The sequence below is a fragment of the Glutamicibacter sp. 2E12 genome, assembly GCF_050030965.1.
Classification (GTDB): Bacteria; Actinomycetota; Actinomycetes; order Actinomycetales; family Micrococcaceae; genus Glutamicibacter.
Genome location: NZ_CP188297.1, coordinates 111789 through 128980, shown reverse-complemented (window position 1 = coordinate 128980; position 17192 = coordinate 111789). Strand labels below are relative to the sequence as shown.

Here is a 17192-nt window from a genome sequence, read left to right as displayed (position 1 = left end):
GCTGGTGCCTACAGCCAGCCGGGCAAGACCAGCAGCGCCCAGGCCAGGACAGGGCCGGCCAGGACGATGATGCCGCCGTAGCCCAGGACCTGCTTGTAGAAGCGGTCCTTGTCGGTGCCTTCCGGGGCGTTGGCAAGGACCAGGGCGCCGTTGGTGGAGAAGGGCGAGACATCCACGATGGTCGAGGCGATGGCCAGCGCGCAGATCAATCCGGTAGCGCTGATCGAGCCCGAGCCCAGGAACGGGATCGCCAGCGGGATGAGCGCGGCCAGGATGGCAGTGGATGATGCGAAAGCCGAGACAACGGCGCCGATGTAGCAGATGAGCAAGCCGGCAAGCAGCGGTGCTCCCAGGGTCGCCACGGCGTTCGAAGCGTATTCGATGGTGCCGGCTTCCTCCAGGACTCCGACGAAAGTGAGCATGCCGCAGATGAGCAGGACCGTGGACCAGCTGATCTTGTTGACCGCCCCCTTCTGGGCAGCGGGGTTGACCAAGGCCAGGACGACCGCGATGGTGATCGAAACGAAGCCGACGTCGACCTTGAAGCCCAATGCGATCACGGCCAGGGCGACCAGGCCGAGGATGGTCATTGCCTGGCCGAAGCGCTGGCCCGGGGCATGCGGCGCGGCGCCGTCGCCGGCAGGATCGCGGGGACCGTAGGTTCCCGAGCCGCTTCCCTTGAAATCGACATCGGCTGCCTGCGAGCCCACGGAGACCGACAGGCGGGCCTCGGCAACGCGTTCGGCGATGGCGCTGGCCCGCTGGCCAGCCAGTTTGCGCCCGCCCAGGACCAGAAACAGCACGATGGCGATCACCAGGTTGAAGGCGAAGCTGGTGAGGAACAGGGCGGTGGGACTGAAGGCGAACCCGGCTTCCTGGATCAGCCCATTGACGATCACGCCGTAGACGGCGATCGGGGAGAAGCCGCCGGCTTGCGCGCCGTGCACGATCAGCATGCCCATCATGAGCGGGTTGATCTCGTATTTCTGGGCGAAGCGCAGGCCGATCGGGGCGATGATCGCCACCGCTGCCGGGCCCAGGGCGCCAATGGCGGTAATGGCTGCGGTGATGGCGAACATGACCCAGGGGATCAGCGAGATCCGGTTGTCGACAAGTTTCACCGCCCGGTCAACCAGGATGTCGATGGTGCCATTGTTCTGGGCTATGGCGAAGAGGTAGGTGACCCCGACCAGGGTCAAGAACAGCCCTCCGGGGAAGCTGGCGAGAATGTCCTTGGCATCCATGCCGAGGAATATCGTGCCGAGCAGGAAGGCGCCAACGAAGGCCAAGGCTCCCATGTTGATCGGGAACATCGTGGCAATTATGAACATCACCGCCAAGACGATGATGGAGACGAGTGCGACAGACATGGGAAATCCTTTTCGGGAGGCTTTGCACTGAATGGTTTTGATGTGACGGGTGTCACTGGCTCACTGGCCTAGCCTCCTAGACTCTCGGTGTCTTGTCAAGGTAATTTTCGGTGTAAGTTTGAGGAAGAACACATTTTCAGGTGGGGAGTGGTTGTGGCTGAAGCCAAGAAGGCCAGGGCGTTCGCGAAGGTGCAACGCCCTCGGCTCTATGAGCAGTTGATGCAGCAGATCCTGGCTTTCGTCGAGGCTGAGCAGTTGGGGCCCGGTGACCATTTGCCGGCCGAGCGCGAGCTGGCAGAGCAGCTCGGCGTCTCGCGAGCGACCCTGGCCCAGGCCCTGGTGGCGTTGGAAGTACTCGGGGTCATCGACGTGCAGCATGGAACCGGCGCGGTGCTCGTGCACCGTCCGAGCGTCGCCACGGTGCTGCGCGAACTGCGCGAGCACAAGAACCGGTTGCCGGATATCGTCGAGGCGCGCAGTACCTTGGAGGTCAAGCTGGCCGCGCTGGCTGCCGCACGCCGCACCGAGGCTGACCTGCGCAAAATCGATCACGCGCTGGAGGTGATGGCCGCGGAAATTGGCGAGGGCGGCCGTGGCGAGCACGGTGATGAGCTTTTCCACGAGGCAATTACCGCTGCAGCCAAATCAGCGGTTTTGCAAAAACTCATGACGTTTATCGCCGAGATGGTGCTCGAAACCCGCATCGAATCGTTGGGGCAGCCAGGACGCCCGGAGCGTTCGCTGGAGTCGCACCTGAAAATCGCCGATGCGATTCGCCGCGGCGATGCCACGGGTGCCGCCGCCGCGATGGGCGAGCATATAGAAATGGTCTCCGACGTGGCCCTGCTCAGGGACGGCAGGTAGCCGCAAAGCCGTTCAGCCAATTGCTGCCGGGCGAGGCTGGCCCTTTTTCGCCGGAGCCGTTTTCTTCGATGTCCGGGCGGCTCGAGGTGCTGCCGGCCGCTAGCTTTTGCTATTCTCCCGCGCGCAGTGCGCGGAAGGCCTCCGTGGCCGGAGGTTGGCCTGTTGCGGAAAGTTCGCAGTTATCAAAAGGCGATGGGCGATGGGCTGGAAAAGCGCGGCCACTGCCGATCTATGGACCACGCTGCCGGGCTCGGGGAAGCCGAGGCTGTTGATCTCGTCGCCGCATAAGGCCTTGAGCGCGCAGCGTGGAGCACGCTGCGCTGGAATTCAACGGATCTTGGCACTCCAGTCCAGTCGCCAGTCCTGCCGCTACGCGATGCGTTACTTGCTGGTTTGGCTTGTGCGGGCTCAGCGCCACCGCTCACTTCCGGCTGCAGCCCCCAGTTCTGCAACGAATAGCATTGAACACCTGCTCTCATCTTGTGACAGTAATGTGTGATTGACGATAGTGTGTGGCGCACGGTAATGTGAGCGGCATGGAAGAGTTCGACACCCAACTGCAAGAGCTGCGACGCGGCACCGTTGTGCTCGCTTGCCTGCAGCTGCTGCGCAGTGCAGGATACGGCTACAGCCTGCTGGAGCAGCTCGACGACCACGGTTTCTCCACCGATGCCAACACCTTGTATCCGCTGCTGCGGCGTCTGGAGAAGCAGGGTTACCTCACCAGCGAGTGGAACACCGAGGAGGCCAGGCCACGCAAGTTCTACCGAACCTCGCCTGACGGTATCCGTCTTGCCGACACGTTGACCACGGAATGGCGATCACTGGCAACGGCGATCGCCTCGCTCACCGAAGAGGAGCACTGACATGACTGCCACATTGACCGAACGCTACATCTCGGCCACGATCCGCAGCCTCGAGCCCGGCATTCGGAACGACATCCGCGCCGAGCTCGAAGCCTCCATTGCCGACGCCATCGAGGCGCGCGTAGCCCAAGGCGAAGCCGCGCAGGAGGCAGAACGCCGCGTCCTGGCCGAACTCGGCGACCCCGGCATCCTCGCCGCCGGCTACGCAGACCGGCCGCTGCACCTGCTCGGGCCGAAGTACTACCTGGCTTGGTGGCGCCTGCTGAAACTGCTGCTGTGGATTGTGCCGCTCTGCGTGGCAGGGGCAATGGCGCTGGGTTTGCTGGTCTCTGGACAGGACGTGGGCGAAAGCATCGTCCAGTCGCTTTCCGTCGGGCTGCAGGTCATCGTGCACGTGGGCTTCTGGACCACGCTCGTGTTCGTCGTGCTCGAGCGCACTGGCGCGGACACTGGCGTGAAGTGGGATGTCGACCAGCTGCCGGAAATTCCCGAGGATGGCGCGGGCCGCAGCGAGTTGACCGCGTCACTGGTATTCCTGGGCATCGCCGCCGGGGCGGTGGTATGGGACCTGGTCCGAGGATTCTTCCCCACAGGCGGTGAACCGATCCCGATCCTCAACCCGGGGCTGTGGCCGTGGTGGATCGGCATCCTGTTCGCACTGATCATCCTCGAGGCCGTCTTCGCCGTCGCGCTGTTCCGCCTGCGTCGTTGGACAACTGCCATGGCGGTGCTGAACACCGTGCTCGCCTTGGCCTTCGCGGCCTGGGCGCTGATCCTGCTGTTGCGCGGCGAGCTCGTCAACCCGGAATTCCTCTCGTTCGTTGCGGTTGCCGGAGGCGACGGGTTCGCCGCCGGAAACGCACAGGCCGCTGGCAATGGCGGCATCTTCCGCATTCTCGCCGTGCTGCTCGGGTGCGGAATCGCGGCCGGCATTGGCTGGGATATCGTTGACGGCTGGCGCAAGGCTGTGCGGGAACGGGGCACAGCCCGGGGCTGAACGCGCTGAATGGCAGGTGGGAGTCCGTGCCACCGTGTCCAGCGCTGAGCTGCCTGCCGGCAATGATACGAGCTCGCGGGTCACTGCCCCCGGCTTGTGTTCCGGCACGGAAGCCCCTCCATCAATTGGGCCGACAGTTGCTCGAAAGGCACCTAGGAAAGCACGTCATCACGATCAGGAAGAGCGCCGTCAACCACGACTGCTCCGAACGCTTCCGGCGCTCGCTCGGCTCCGCCTGCGCAAATACTCGCCGTTCGAATCCCGGGTGCACCCGACGAGCGAAGCCTCCGGCAATCAGCGATCCCCCGGAGGGGCCATCACGGTACATGCGACTGCCTCCGTGCCGCACCGCCACCCATTAGCTGGGGCCGCTGTTCGGCCAGTAGAATCCCATGCCGGCCCCTGCGGCGAGGCCGCCTTCTTCCCTGATCAGTATTCCTGCATCAGAGCCGTGATCTGCTGGATCAGCGCACTGACCAAGGCTGGTTGCCGGCGTCGCGGCATGGTGAGGATCTGTGCGCTGCGTTCGGCCAGAGCCGGATGGTCAATCGGGATGAACCTCAGCCCTTGGCTCAGCCCATCGCGACGAGCGAAGCGGCTGAGCAAGGTCACCCCCGCGCCGGAACGCGCGAACTCCATGGCCGGATTGATGTGATCGGTAGTTAGCGCGATCTTCGGCGTGAGTCCGGCCATGGAGGTGGCGATGTCAAAAAGCTCGCGCTGGGTGATGCCCTTGGCCGGCATGGACATCGGGTACTCGCAGAGCTCGGCCAGCGACACCTGCGTCCGCTCAGCCAGGGGGTGGTCGGCGCAAACCACGGCATAAGCCGGAGCTGGGCAGGAATGCTCGACGGTTACATGGCGCTGCGGGCCCAGGGCAAAGATCGTCGCGAGATCCGCAGTGCCTTCGATAACCTGCCTGGTGGCCTCGGCCGAGGGCAAGACGCTCAGGTGAACCGTCACCTCGGGATGTTCCTTGCAGAACGCGGAGACGGCGCGAGGAGTCACCGAGGCAGCAAGTCCTTCCGAGCTGGCCACCTCGATGACTCGTGAAGCCCCCGAGGAGAGCTCGCTCAGATCCTGAGCCAGTTGCTCGCCTTCGGAGAGCATGCGGCGGGTATGGGCCAGCAGCAGCACCCCGGCATCGGTCAATTCCATGCCGCGGGCATGGCGGCGGAAAATTGCCGCGCCGACGTGGCGTTCGAGCTGGCTGATCTGCCGGCTGATCGCCGACGCGGAAACATGTTGCGATTCGGCGGCATCGGAAATAGATCCCGTGCTAGCCACCTCATGGAAGTAGCGCAGCGCCGTTGGCAATGTTTGCATTCTCTTGTTCCCGTTCGATCAGCATTTTGCATTTAACTCAAACCTGATGCACGAAACGGCACTGGTTCCCGTCGCGCCCATCTCCTAATGTGATCTACAGTACAACACGCCGAGCGGGGAGAAATCATGCCGAATAGAGAAGATTTGCTAGTAGCTGCGGACAAGTATGTCGACTCGGGGGAGCTGTTCGAGGACTTGTCCGAGCTGGTTGCCTGCCCGACGGTCAGCACCGACCCCAGCCAGAGGGTTGCAACGAACTCATATCTGGATAAGAACTTACGATCGAGGCTCGAAGGCATGGGCTTTACTGTGCGGCTTGATCTGGACTGGCGGGGATCGGGCAATTCTTTCCTGCGCGCGGTTCGCACAGAACATCGGGATTACACTACGGTGCTGTGCTACGGGCATGCCGATGTGGTTGACGGCCAAGCGGGGCAATGGGAGCAGGGGCGCGATCCTTTCGTGCTGGATGCCCAAGGCGAGCGCTGGTACGGACGCGGCGCGGCGGATAACAAGGGCCAGCACCTGGTGAACCTCAAGGCCTTCGAGATGCTGCTGGCCCAGCGCGGGGAATTGGGATTCAACGCGGTCTTCCTGTTCGAAGCCGGCGAGGAAATCGGGTCCCCGCAGCTGGATGAATACGCCGCGGCGCACCGCGAAGAACTCGCCGCAGATCTCTTCATCGCCTCCGACGGCCCCAGATTGTCAGCCCAGGAACCCACGATATTCCTTGGCGCACGGGGTGGGGCGACCTTCGAACTCAGCATTCCGCTGCGCGCGGGCGGCTATCATTCAGGGAATTGGGGCGGCCTGCTGCGCAACCCCGCAACCACGCTGGCTGGCGCGATCGGTGCACTGGTCGATGGGCATGGGCGTATCCAAGTACCAGGGCTGCTTCCCGACGAACTGCCCGACTCGGTGCGCCAAGCGCTCCAATCGGTGCAGGTGGGCGGAGGAGCGCAGGACCCGCAATTGGCCGACGGCTGGGGCGACACCAGGCTGAGCGCGGCAGAACGGCTCTACGCCTGGAATACCCTGGAGGTGATCGCCCTGCAATCGGCCGACGTCGCCCGGCCGGTCAATGCCATCCCGGGTGAGGCCCGGGCGGTCCTGCAACTGCGCTTCGTCGTTGGAACGGATCTGGCGGGGCTGGAAGCGGCGATCCGGCGGGCACTGGACGAGGCCGGCTACCCGATGGTGCAGCTGGCCATGGGACAGTGCTTCCCGGCCAGCAGGACCAACCCCGACAACCCTTGGGTGCGCTGGGCCAGCGAGTCCATCCAGCGGAGCACCGGCGTGCCCGCGGTGGTCTTGCCCAATATCGGCGGTTCGCTGCCCAATGCGGTCTTCGAATCGACGCTTGGCCTGCCGACCTTGTGGGTCCCGCATTCCTATCCGGGGTGCCAGCAGCACGGGCCCAACGAGCACGCCCTGGAGCCGGTGCTGCGCCAAGGACTGAAAATGATGTGCGGGCTCTTCCATGACCTGGCAACGAACACGACCTTGCCGCGCACGGTAGCGGCTAGCAGCGAGAAGATCTAGGACTCCAGCATGGAAAATCAGCAATTACCAGTTAAAGACCAGACAGCGCCGGCCCGACGCCAGTCCACCGCTCGCGGTATCGCCGCAGCCACCATTGGCAATGCGCTGGAGTGGTACGACATGGCCATCTATGCGCTGTTGGCAATCTATATCGGCCACAACTTCTTCCCCTCGGAAAATCCGGCAGTAGAGGTCATCCAGGCTTTTGCGGTCTTCGGTATCTCCTACCTGATCCGCCCTCTAGGTGGACTTGTACTCGGATCCTATGCGGACCGCAAGGGCTTGAAAAAGGGGTTGATCCTCACTATCAGGCTGATGGTAGTGGGTACGGCGATCATTGCACTGCTGCCGGGCTACGACACCATCGGCATCTTCGCTCCGCTGGGGCTCATCCTGGGGCGGCTCATCCAGGGCTTCTCCGCCGGTGGCGAGTTCGGTGCCGCCACCTCGTACCTCTTGGCGCAGGACAAGGGGCGCAAGGGATTCCTGGGCAGCTTCCAGTTCGCAAGCCAAGGCTTGGGCGCGATGATGGCTGCCATCACGGTGGTCGCTTTGACCAGTATCTTCACGACGGAGCAGATGAACGACTGGGCCTGGCGCATACCGTTCTTCATCGGTCTGCTGGTGGGCCCTGCCGGCTGGTGGATCCGTCGCCACGTCGATGAAGCGCCGCTGCCCGAAGCGGCCCCGGGGGATCGGCACAGCGCCAAGAACGCGGTGCATGCCCCGGTGCGCGAGCTGTTCCGCTCGAACAAGGCCTCGGTGTTCATCGCCGGCGGAGCGCTGGCTATTTCGACAGCGCTGAACTTCGTGCTGCAGTACATGCCGACTTTCGGCATCAGCCAATTGGGCATGAGCCCTACCGTTTCCTTTTCCTCGCTGATTATCTCCGGGGCGATCTTGACCTTCGCCACGCCAGTGGTGGGCCACCTTTCGGACCGCTTCGGACGATTGCGCATCATGATTCCCGCCGCCCTGGCGATCATGCTGCTGACCATCCCGCTGTTCCTCTGGTTGATTGCGGGCAAGACCTTCCTGGTCCTCGCGGTCGTAATGGTCATCCTGGGATTGCTCAAGGCATTGTACTTCGGTGCGCTGCCGTCGGTGATGGCTGATGTCTTCAGCGATTCCTCGCGGGCCACGGGCCTGTCCTTCAGCTACAACACCTCTGTGGCGATTTTCGGCGGATTCACCCCGATGATTTGCGCCTTCCTGATCGAGGCCACTGGCCAGCCGATTGCCCCGGGCTACTACCTGGCGGTGCTGGCCATCGTGAGCATCGCGGCGCTGGGCTCCGCCTTCCGTTTCCGGGCGGTGCGCTGACCCCGCCACTGGTGAAGCAGCGCAGGAAGCACAAGGCCGGCAACCGCAGCGGTTGCCGGCCTTTGCGCGCTCGCGACGATCACGAACGATCCGGCTCTCGGGGCACCGGTGCGGCGGATGGATCCTGATGGCGCGAAACCAGATCGGTGGCCAGCGCGCGAATCATGTCACGTGCCGCTGGGGGACCAGTTACGTGGATATGGTCGGCAAATTGGAGCAGTTGGCGCACGTCTTGGATTTGCCGGAACACAATAGTGATCGGGTACCACCCTCCTTCGGCTGCGTCCACGTCCCGGAGACGCTCGCCCAAGATTCGCCGGGCCAAATCCAGTCGAGTTGCACGCAGGCGGGCCGTGATCATCACGTCCCCGGGTGCCTCTGTGCGTTCCTTGAGCGAGAGCCACACCGTGCGCAGGGTGGCGTCGACCTGCAAGTTTGCCGGCGCCTGCAGGATTTCGAATGAGTAGAGCCGCTCCAACGAGAACAGCCGCTGCTCACCTTGCTGTTCGGCGACGAGATACCAGCGACCGGACTTGGCCACGAGTCCATAGGGATCCACGAGCAGGAACGCTGGGTGCGCCTCGGTACTGCGCCGATACTTGATGCGCAGCTGGCGCCGAAGCCGCAACGCGGTTGCCAGATCCGCGATATCGACCAGCAGGCTCCGGCCCGACAGCCAGGCAGAACTATCCACCATGACAATATCGGCCAACGTAGCCCGGGGATGGGCCGCTGGAGCTGCGTCCTGCTTCAGCGCGACCTTGCGCGCCGCCGTAGCATGTGCGTCCCGCAAGCCCAGAAGTTCCAAATGCCGTTCATCGAGCCCCGCCACGGACAAGGCTTCCAGCTCCGGCGGCTCCAGATGGGCCAGATTCAATCGGGAGCCCGGCAGCAAGGCGATTCCTCCGTGGCGCCCGCGCTCGGCGTAGACAGGGACGCCAGCCATGGACAGCGCTTCGACATCGCGCAGGATGGTCCGTCGCGAGACCTCCAGCGTCTGGGACAGTTCCGAGGAGCTGATGCGCTGACGAGTCTGCAACAGCAAGAGCAGGTGCAACAGCCTGGAAGCTTTCATGACCTCCAAGTATCCCAGAAAAGAAGACATGTTCTGTCGTGATTTTCTGGTGGACTGCTAATGTCCACTAATTCATTGATCCCAGGAGTCCCCGATGCCCCGCCCGAACCTTTTCCTCGTTTATGTCAAAGATGCCCGGAAAGCTGCCGAATTCTATGGCGATTTGTTCGATATGGATCCTGTCTTCGTCTCGCCGCGCTATGTGGCATTCGCCCTCAGCGAGCAGGTGAGCTTCGCTGTGTGGTCCGGCAAGAATGAAGATGCGGTCCCGGAAACCCCGCGCACCAGCGAGGTGGGTTTGATGGTCCCCGGCTCCGGCGGTGACGTTGACGAAACTTGCCGCCAATGGTCCGCCAAGGGAGTGCGCATCTTGCAAGAACCTTACGACGAAGTCTTTGGCAGGACCTTTGTTGCTGCGGATCCAGATGGCAACCTGATCAGGGTCTCGCCGATGGACTAGGAATTAGCGTGGCCAATAAAAGCAGAATCCCGGGGCATCGGCGAAGAAATTCGCTGATGTCCCGGGATTCTTGTGTTGCAGCTCAGGGAAGCTGCCAAGCTCTGGGTCTAGAAGAGCTTGCCTGGCTTAGAGCTGGTTGCCCAGCTTGAAGCCCTTGGAAGCCTGGCCATGGTACGAGCCGTCTTCGTCACCGGCACGGGTGAAGGAGAAGCCGTCGGCGCCAATGGTGACTTCCAGCTCGGAGTCATCGGTGCGCTCGATGACTTCCTGCACGTTGCCATCCAGGTCCAGGACCTTGGAAGCTTCGGTGTACCACGATGGAACAACCGGGTTGCCCCACCAGTCGCGGCGCTGGTTGTCGTGCACGTTCCAGGTGATGGTCGGGTTGTCCGGATCGCCGGTGTAGTAATCCTGGGTGTAGATCTCGATGCGGTGGTCATCTGGATCCAGGATGTACAGGTAGAACGCGTTGGAGACGCCGTGGCGGCCGGGGCCGCGCTCGATGCGGTCCGAGATGCGCAGTGCGCCCATCTTGTCGCAGATCTGGATGATGTTGTGCTTCTCGTGGGTGGAGAAGGCCACGTGGTGCAGGCGCGGGCCGTTGCCGCCGGTCAAAGCGGTGTCGTGCACGGTGCCCTTGCGGTGCATCCAGGCTGCGTAGGTGGTGCCTTCGTCGTCCTGGATGTCCTCGGTGACGCGGAAGCCCAGGTCCTCGAGGTACTTGCGGCCGCGTGGCACGTCCGGGGTGACCTGGTTGAAGTGGTCCAGGCGGACCAGTTCGCCGGCCGAGTACAGGTCGTAGCGCATGTGCAGGCGCTCTACGTGGGTGGTCTCGAAGAAGAACTCGTATGGGAAGCCCAGTGGATCCTCAACGCGCACGGCGTCGCCGATGCCCTTGACGAAGCCTTCCTTGCGGCGCTCGGTGCGGCAGCCCAATTCCTTGTAGTAGGCCTCGGCCTTGTCGACCTCTTCGGTGGAACGCACGCGGAAAGCCATGGCCTTCAGTGCGGCGACCGGACCCTTGGTCAGCACCAGGTTGTGGTGGATGAATTCCTCGAAGGAACGCAGGTAGATCTGGTTCTCGTCTTCGTAGGATACGTGCAGGCCCAGTACGTCCACGTAGAACTTGCGCGAGCGCTCCAGGTCGGTGACGACCAGTTCAGCGTAGGCGCAGCGCAGGATATCCGGTGCTGGAACCGAAGGGGTTGGGATCGGGTTTGCGATCTCTTTGCTCATGATTTGCTCCTTTGCAAGCAAGAAAAACTAGGGGCGGGAAGCGCGTGCTTCCTAGACGCCGAACTTAGGGGAGTGCGCTTCGTTCAGGGTGATCTGGATGGACTGCTGGGTGGTGTAGAAGTCCACCGAGCGGTAGCCGCCTTCGCGGCCCAGGCCCGAAGCCTTCACGCCGCCGAATGGGGTGCGCAGGTCGCGGACATTGTTGGAGTTCAGCCACACCATGCCCGAATCGATCTGGTGCGCGAAGTTGTGCGCGCGCTTCAAGTTGCTGGTCCACACGTAGGCTGCCAGGCCGTACTTGGTGTTGTTGGCCAGTTCCAGTGCTTCCTCGTCGGTGTCGAACGGGGTGATGGCAACAACCGGGCCGAAGATCTCGTCCTGGAAGATCTGCGCATCCGGGGCAACATCGGCGAAGACGGTCGGAGCAACGTAGTTGCCCTCTTCGAAGCCTTCGGCGCGGCCGCCGCCGGCCAGCAAGCGGCCTTCGGTCTTGCCGATCTCGATGTAGCCCATGACCTTCTCGAAGTGGTTAGGGTGCACCAGTGCACCGACTTCGGTCTTCGGGTCACTCGGCAGGCCAACGCGGATGTTCTTGGCGCGTTCTGCGAACTTGGCTACGAAATCATCGTAGATATCGCGCTGGACCAGCACGCGGGAACCGGCGGTGCAACGCTCGCCGTTCAGCGAGAACACGCCGAACACGGTGGCGTCCAGGGCAGCTTCCAGATCAGCGTCGGCGAAGACCACTGCAGGGGACTTTCCACCGAGTTCCAGGGACAGGCCCTTGAAGAATGGCGCGGCCGCGGTGGAGATGGTGGCGCCGGTGGAGGAGTCGCCGGTGAAGGACACCAGCGGCACATCCGGGTGCTTGACCAGGTAGTCGCCGGCCACGCCGCCGGAACCGAAGATCAGGTTGAAGACGCCCTCTGGCAGGCCGGCTTCGCGGAAGATTTCTGGCCACAGGCCAGCGGAGAGCGGGGTGTAGCTGGCAGGCTTGAGGACCACAGAGTTGCCGGTGGCGATGGCCGGAGCCAGCTTCCAGGATTCCTGCATGAATGGAACGTTCCACGGGGTGATCAGCGCGGCGACGCCAATGGGCTTGCGGTTCACGTAGTTCATCTGGCGTCCTGGGACGCGGAAGGAGTTATCCACCTGCGCGACGATCAGGTCGGCGAAGAAGCGGAAGTTCTCCGCGGCGCGGCGGGCCTGGCCCTTGGCCTGGGTGATCGGCAGGCCGGAGTCGTAGGACTCGAGCAGCGAGAGCTCTTCGTCGCGGGACTCGACGATGTCAGCGATCTTGTGCAGCACGCGGGAACGCTCGCGTGGCAGCATCTTGGCCCAAGGGCCTTCCTTGAAGGCCTTGTTGGCGGCGGCAACTGCCAGGTCCACGTCTTCAGGCTGTGCCGAAGCCACGGTGGCGTAGTTGGTGTTGCTTACCGGTTCCTGCACGTCGAAGGTTGCTCCGCCGATGGAGTCAACGAATTCGCCGTTGATGTAGTGCTGCAGGTGGGTCGGAAGGTTTTCCGGTACGAAGTGCTTGCTCATGGCAGTTCCTTTCGTGCTGTTCCGGTGTTTTCACCGGATGGGTTGTGGCAAATCTATGAAAGTTCTCGGTGCTGCTGGCTAGATGGCGCTAGGTGCCATGCCGGCCGCTTTCAAATAGGCGTTGAGCGTATTCGAGCGGTGGTCCCGGCAGGCGGCTTCGATCTGCGCCGGGGTGGCATGGTTGCCGATCAGATCCAGCAGCGCCTCATGTTCCTGAACCGAAGCGCGAGCCCGGTTGGGAATGTGGGTGAAGCTGCTGGCCCGCATGGCCGCCAGCCGGCGCCATCCGCGCTGGACCAGGTCCAGGATGTGCGGATTGGGGCACTGGCCGTAGAGCAGCTGGTGGAATTCGGTATTCATCCGGGTGAAGGCCACCGGATCGAAATCCGCCAGGCACTGGCGCATGTTCTCGTTCAGCGCCCGCGCCTTGGCAAGCCAGGCGGCATCCATGGCATCCGCAGCCAGCGCGGTAGCGGCCGGCTCGATGACCATCAGGGTCTGCATGGTGTGCAGGTACAGGGTGGAATCCACGTGGGCCACCGTCGCCCCGACGTTGCGGGTGAAGTGCACCAGGCCCTCGGCCTCCAGCCGGCGGATCGCCTCGCGCACCGGAACCACGGAGCAGCCCAGCTCATCGGCAATGGTGCCCAGCACCAGCCGGTAGCCGGGGGAGTATGCCCCGTTGACGATGCGCTCGGAAACCAGCTGGTAGGCGGCTTCGGACTTGGAGGCGGTCATTACAGCGACCATGAGTCCAGATCCGGGCTGCCTGCGTCCTTCCAGGCGTTGTACTTGCTCTTCCACGCATCATTCATCGGGAACAGGCCCTCGATGCCGTGGCCGCGCTGGACCATGGCGAAGATGAATTCGTCATTGGATTCGGTCACCGCGGCTTCAGCGGCCACCTCGGCCACCATTGCTGGCGGGATGACCACGATGCCATCGGAGTCGGCCACGATCACATCTCCTGGCTGCACCGATACGCCGCCGCAGGCCACGGTGATGTCCTTGTCCCAGGCCACGTGCTTGCGGCCGAGAACCGCTGGGTGGGCGCCGTTGTAGAAGACCGGGATCTGCAGGTTGGACACGGCGTCCAGGTCCCGTACGCCGCCATCGGAGATGATGCCGGCGGCGCCGAGCTGCTGGGAGCGCAGGGCCAGGATGTCGCCCAGGGTGGCCGAGCCGGTCTCGCCGCGGGCTTCCATGACCAGGATCTCGCCGTCATTGAGCGAGTCGATGGACTGCTTCTGCATGTTGTAGCCGCCGCCGTGGGCCTTGAACAGGTCCTCGCGGTTGGGGATGTAGCGCAGGGTGCGGGCGGTGCCGATCACGCGCTGCATGCCCTTGGTGGCACCGGGGACTTCGATGTTCACGTTGTTCAGGCCGCGCTTGCGCAAGGTGGCGGACAAGGTGGCGGTAGCCACCGAAGCCAGCTGCTCGCGGACCTTGTCGGTCAGCACGTCCTTGCCGGTGATGATCGGGGCCATGCCGGCGGTCTCGCGATCGCCGTAGGCATCTTCCTTGTCCTTGTCGGTGACCTTTGGCTGGTTGCCGAAAGCGGCGAAGGCCGCAGTGCCCTCGACGGCGGTGGTCTCCAGCTTGCCGGTCGTGGCGCCGGAGACCAGGTCGGTGACCTCGACCTCGACAACGTCGCCGGGGAAGAAGACGGTGGAGCCGGCCGGGGTGCCGGTGAGGATCATGTCACCTGGCTGCAAGGTCATCTGCTGGGACAGGTCGGCGATGATGGTTGCGAAGGAGAAGAGCAGCTCGGAGGTGTCGGCGTCCTGGGCGAGCTTGCCGTTGACCCAGGTCTGCACGCGCAGCCTGGCAGGATCCAAGGTGGCGGCATCCAGGGCGTTGGGACCCACCGGGGTGTAGCCGTCGCCGGACTTGGAGCGGATGTTCGAGCCCTTGTCCGCGTACTTCATGTCGTGCACGCCGAGGTCGTTCGATGCGGTGACCTGCCCGACGTAGCCCCAGGCTTCGTCTACCGAGACGCGGCGAGCGGTCTTGCCGATGATCAGTGCGATCTCGCCCTCGAAGGCGAGCAGCTCGGTGCCAGCTGGGCGTTCCACGGTGGAACCGCTGGCGGCCAGCGAGCTGGTGGCCTTCATGAAGTAGCTGGGGAACTTCGGGGTGCGTCCGCGCTGCGCTGCACGCGAGGAGTAGCTAAGGTGTACGGCCAGGATCTTGCCTGCCTGCGCGAAGGTCTCTTCGGTTACTGGGACAATATTGCTCACCGTTGATCGGCCTGCTTTCATCGAACATCATCTCGTACATCAAATCGTATACGATCAGTGTGCGCCGAATCTCAAACGGTGTCAAGCGGGCTTTGGAAATCTTTGGAAATGATTACCGTGAAGGCCTGGGAATCCGCAAGATCACGCGGAATTCTCCGGGAGCGGGAATGTTTCGAAATGGACAATTGCGGGGCGCCGGAACGGATGTACTGCAGCACACAATCGATAGCTGGAATCCTGGCTAGCCAGTCGATCTGATGCCGGATTCCCTGCATGGCCATCGTTGCCCTGTAGTCGGCAAAGGATGCCCGACCGGCGCTATCCTCTTGCCAGCTGGGCGGCAGTGGCAAGCTCGCTCGCGAACCGAAGCCGAGCTACGGCAGGCGCTCTTTTGCCGTTCGTGGAAATAGGCCATTTCACTGAGGGTGAGGGCAAGTGGAGTCATGGATTGTTCACGAGAAATATTCCGTTGCTTCCTCCTGCATGCCGGGTAATTGTAGATAGCCTGTATTTATGGGGAGTGTATTTAATATCCGAAACTCGCTGAGATGAGAGCGCAAGGAAAAAGATGTCTTCAGGTCAAAACACAGGCGTGATTGATTCGACGCTGCCGTCGCACCCCACCGAGGTCCACGCAAATAGCTGGATGTGGGGATCCGTGGCGTTGGTCGCCAGAGTTCCGGCATCTTCGATCACGGAACCTGATGGAAACTTGTGGTGGGTCCCGTCGAATGCCGCGGATATCACGTGGAAGATGTTCTGCAAAGATCTGCAAAGCGAAACCTCTGAGTTTCTCCAAAACGACGCGGGAAATCTGCATAAAGCATCAAAAAGCTGGTTCGACAAGACTTCGGTCGGACCTCATTTCCTGGCCATGACTGCCGACGCGAAGCAAGCACTATCGGGTGCTCCAACGTTTGCTTTCGACAACCAGAAGGTAATCAGCAAGCTGACCGGCGCCGGTATCCGGATCGCTGGAATTTCACGTTCTCGTAGTGAGGCGGAAACAGGAGCCGGCAACGCTGAATACGTCGCCTTGCACCTGAAGCTTTCGAAAGAGGCATTGCAAACCCCCGGTTGGGTGACCTCTGCGTTGCACCGGCCGACTCGTGCTGGGCTACTGCCGGGCACAAACATCGATGGCAAGGACTTGCGAGCGGGTGTAAACAACGCCTTGCGTTCAGCAGGCTTGGCAGTAGAACTGAATAATGGCGGCGCTCTGCAATCAAAAGACAAGCAGGATCCATGGGGGAACATCTATACGATCTCCACTTTTATTCCGCAAGACAAGATTCCTCAGTGCCAAAAACACTGGCACGGACCGAGCGCGATGGACAACCCTGCAGTGCGCTGGGCGCATGCACTGAGCATTGCTCAAACCGCCACGCCTAAGCCAACTTTGAGCGACTGGTCCGACCTCGGAGCTAGCAAAGCCCAAGTCTCCCTTGGCCCGTCAATTGGTTGGTGCAGTGATCGGGGGATGGGGATTGTTGCCCAGTCCCGTCCGGATGGCGATCCTGAACACTGGATCGCAGAGACTGGGCATACGGTGGCCCTAGCGCATTCAGTCTTCGTCGATTTGGCGGTCTTGACGATGCAGCAAGATGAATTCTTGACCCAGCGCGCGGGACACCTGGCCAATCTAGCGGCAACCGGAAACCTTGAGGATTCCGCTGCTTCGCTTAAGCGATACAAGGACATTCAAAAAAGGTTTATCGAGTTCCACGGCAAGCGCTGGTTGCAGGAGATACCCGGACGTGAATCTGCAACTCGGGTGCTGCAAGCCATGCAGAACGTGCGCATGCTGGAAGAAAGAATCAAGCATTCACTGATCGAGCAGAAATCCATCATGGATTATCTGGAAGCCAACCAGCGCGCCGAAGAAGAGCAGGTGAATCGCGAACGAGCCGAACAACTGCGCGAAGAGGCGGTTAAGCGTGAGAAGTTCAGTCACCGAGTGAATATTTTTGCGTTTATATTCCTGCCGGCCACACTGATTTTCACCGTTACCGGAGGTCTGGGGATCCAGTTATCCACACTTTGGGGAACTATTTGGATCGGCATCGCTGCTGTCACTACTATCGGGTTGATTGCTTGGATGAAGACGGAAGATGGAAAGAGGAAGAAGGATAGAAAACGCGCGTCCGGAGGCGCATCGCGCAGCGACGAATCCCTCCCTGCCGTGAGCAAGGGATAAACAGATCAGCTCAACACAGTTCGCGGCCACTGAGCTGGAGAAGAACCTCTTGGTTTGAGACCTCGGCGACGGAGGCTTTCTCAACGGTCCTCGGCTACCGCAGTTAATCAGCCGACTCACCAGAGGTACGCAGAAGGCGCTGGAACGGAAG

The 17192-nt window shown here is 62.2% G+C and carries 14 protein-coding genes; 7 read left to right on the top strand and 7 right to left on the bottom strand.

What is annotated here, in order from left to right:
• Nucleotides 1-8: 8 nt before the first annotated feature.
• Nucleotides 9-1370, bottom strand: a complete 1362-nt coding sequence (locus ACP3TE_RS00525; protein ID WP_105658024.1) for an SLC13 family permease — start codon at nucleotides 1368-1370, stop codon at nucleotides 9-11.
• A gap of 153 nt (nucleotides 1371-1523) precedes the next feature.
• On the opposite strand from ACP3TE_RS00525, the gene ACP3TE_RS00520 reads away from it, so the two are divergent.
• From ACP3TE_RS00520 to ACP3TE_RS00510, 3 genes are all read left to right on the top strand, one after another.
• Nucleotides 1524-2234, top strand: a complete 711-nt coding sequence (locus tag ACP3TE_RS00520) for a FadR/GntR family transcriptional regulator (RefSeq protein WP_332504356.1) — start codon at nucleotides 1524-1526, stop codon at nucleotides 2232-2234.
• Nucleotides 2235-2770: 536 nt separating this feature from the next.
• Complete coding sequence (locus ACP3TE_RS00515) at nucleotides 2771-3100, top strand: PadR family transcriptional regulator (protein WP_105658025.1); 330 nt, start codon at nucleotides 2771-2773, stop codon at nucleotides 3098-3100.
• Nucleotide 3101: 1 nt separating this feature from the next.
• Nucleotides 3102-4097, top strand: coding sequence for a permease prefix domain 1-containing protein (locus tag ACP3TE_RS00510; protein WP_426734809.1), 996 nt, complete (start codon nucleotides 3102-3104; stop codon nucleotides 4095-4097).
• A gap of 429 nt (nucleotides 4098-4526) precedes the next feature.
• Here the strand turns inward: ACP3TE_RS00510 and ACP3TE_RS00505 are convergent, their stop codons facing one another.
• Entirely contained in the window at nucleotides 4527-5423 is an 897-nt protein-coding gene (locus ACP3TE_RS00505) for a LysR family transcriptional regulator (RefSeq protein ID WP_426734807.1), read from the bottom strand.
• Nucleotides 5424-5549: 126 nt separating this feature from the next.
• On the opposite strand from ACP3TE_RS00505, the gene ACP3TE_RS00500 reads away from it, so the two are divergent.
• The gene (locus ACP3TE_RS00500; RefSeq protein WP_105658028.1) at nucleotides 5550-6965 is read left to right on the top strand and encodes a M20 family metallopeptidase; all 1416 of its coding nucleotides are present in this window, start codon (nucleotides 5550-5552) and stop codon (nucleotides 6963-6965) included.
• Nucleotides 6966-6974: 9 nt separating this feature from the next.
• Nucleotides 6975-8288: an MFS transporter gene (locus ACP3TE_RS00495; protein ID WP_105658029.1), complete on the top strand. Its 1314-nt coding sequence runs from the start codon at nucleotides 6975-6977 to the stop codon at nucleotides 8286-8288.
• 79 nt (nucleotides 8289-8367) lie between these two features.
• On the opposite strand, the gene ACP3TE_RS00490 is transcribed toward ACP3TE_RS00495, so the two are convergent.
• Nucleotides 8368-9363 (bottom strand): helix-turn-helix transcriptional regulator, encoded by a 996-nt coding sequence (locus ACP3TE_RS00490; RefSeq protein ID WP_105658030.1) that lies wholly within the window; start codon nucleotides 9361-9363, stop codon nucleotides 8368-8370.
• A 94-nt stretch (nucleotides 9364-9457) separates the two neighbouring features.
• Between ACP3TE_RS00490 and ACP3TE_RS00485 the strand changes: the two genes are divergently transcribed.
• Nucleotides 9458-9823, top strand: coding sequence for a VOC family protein (locus tag ACP3TE_RS00485; RefSeq protein ID WP_426734804.1), 366 nt, complete (start codon nucleotides 9458-9460; stop codon nucleotides 9821-9823).
• 126 nt (nucleotides 9824-9949) lie between these two features.
• Here the strand turns inward: ACP3TE_RS00485 and hpaD are convergent, their stop codons facing one another.
• The 4 genes from hpaD to ACP3TE_RS00465 all read right to left on the bottom strand — a co-directional run bounded on the left by hpaD (nucleotide 9950) and on the right by ACP3TE_RS00465 (nucleotide 14865).
• Nucleotides 9950-11047, bottom strand: a complete 1098-nt coding sequence (gene hpaD, locus ACP3TE_RS00480) for a 3,4-dihydroxyphenylacetate 2,3-dioxygenase (RefSeq protein ID WP_332488693.1) — start codon at nucleotides 11045-11047, stop codon at nucleotides 9950-9952.
• Between the two features lie 63 nt (nucleotides 11048-11110).
• Nucleotides 11111-12604 carry a 5-carboxymethyl-2-hydroxymuconate semialdehyde dehydrogenase gene (gene hpaE / locus ACP3TE_RS00475; protein WP_105658032.1) on the bottom strand — a complete coding sequence of 498 codons (1494 nt, stop codon included), beginning with the start codon at nucleotides 12602-12604 and terminating at the stop codon, nucleotides 11111-11113.
• Between the two features lie 78 nt (nucleotides 12605-12682).
• Nucleotides 12683-13342 (bottom strand): GntR family transcriptional regulator, encoded by a 660-nt coding sequence (locus tag ACP3TE_RS00470; protein WP_332488680.1) that lies wholly within the window; start codon nucleotides 13340-13342, stop codon nucleotides 12683-12685.
• Nucleotides 13342-14865 (bottom strand): fumarylacetoacetate hydrolase family protein, encoded by a 1524-nt coding sequence (locus ACP3TE_RS00465; protein ID WP_426734802.1) that lies wholly within the window; start codon nucleotides 14863-14865, stop codon nucleotides 13342-13344. The genes ACP3TE_RS00470 and ACP3TE_RS00465 overlap by 1 nt, the downstream gene beginning before the upstream one ends.
• Before the next feature lie 547 nt (nucleotides 14866-15412).
• Between ACP3TE_RS00465 and ACP3TE_RS00460 the strand changes: the two genes are divergently transcribed.
• On the top strand, nucleotides 15413-17041 hold the full coding sequence (locus tag ACP3TE_RS00460; RefSeq protein ID WP_426734800.1) for a hypothetical protein: 1629 nt from the start codon (nucleotides 15413-15415) through the stop codon (nucleotides 17039-17041).
• Nucleotides 17042-17192: the final 151 nt, after the last annotated feature.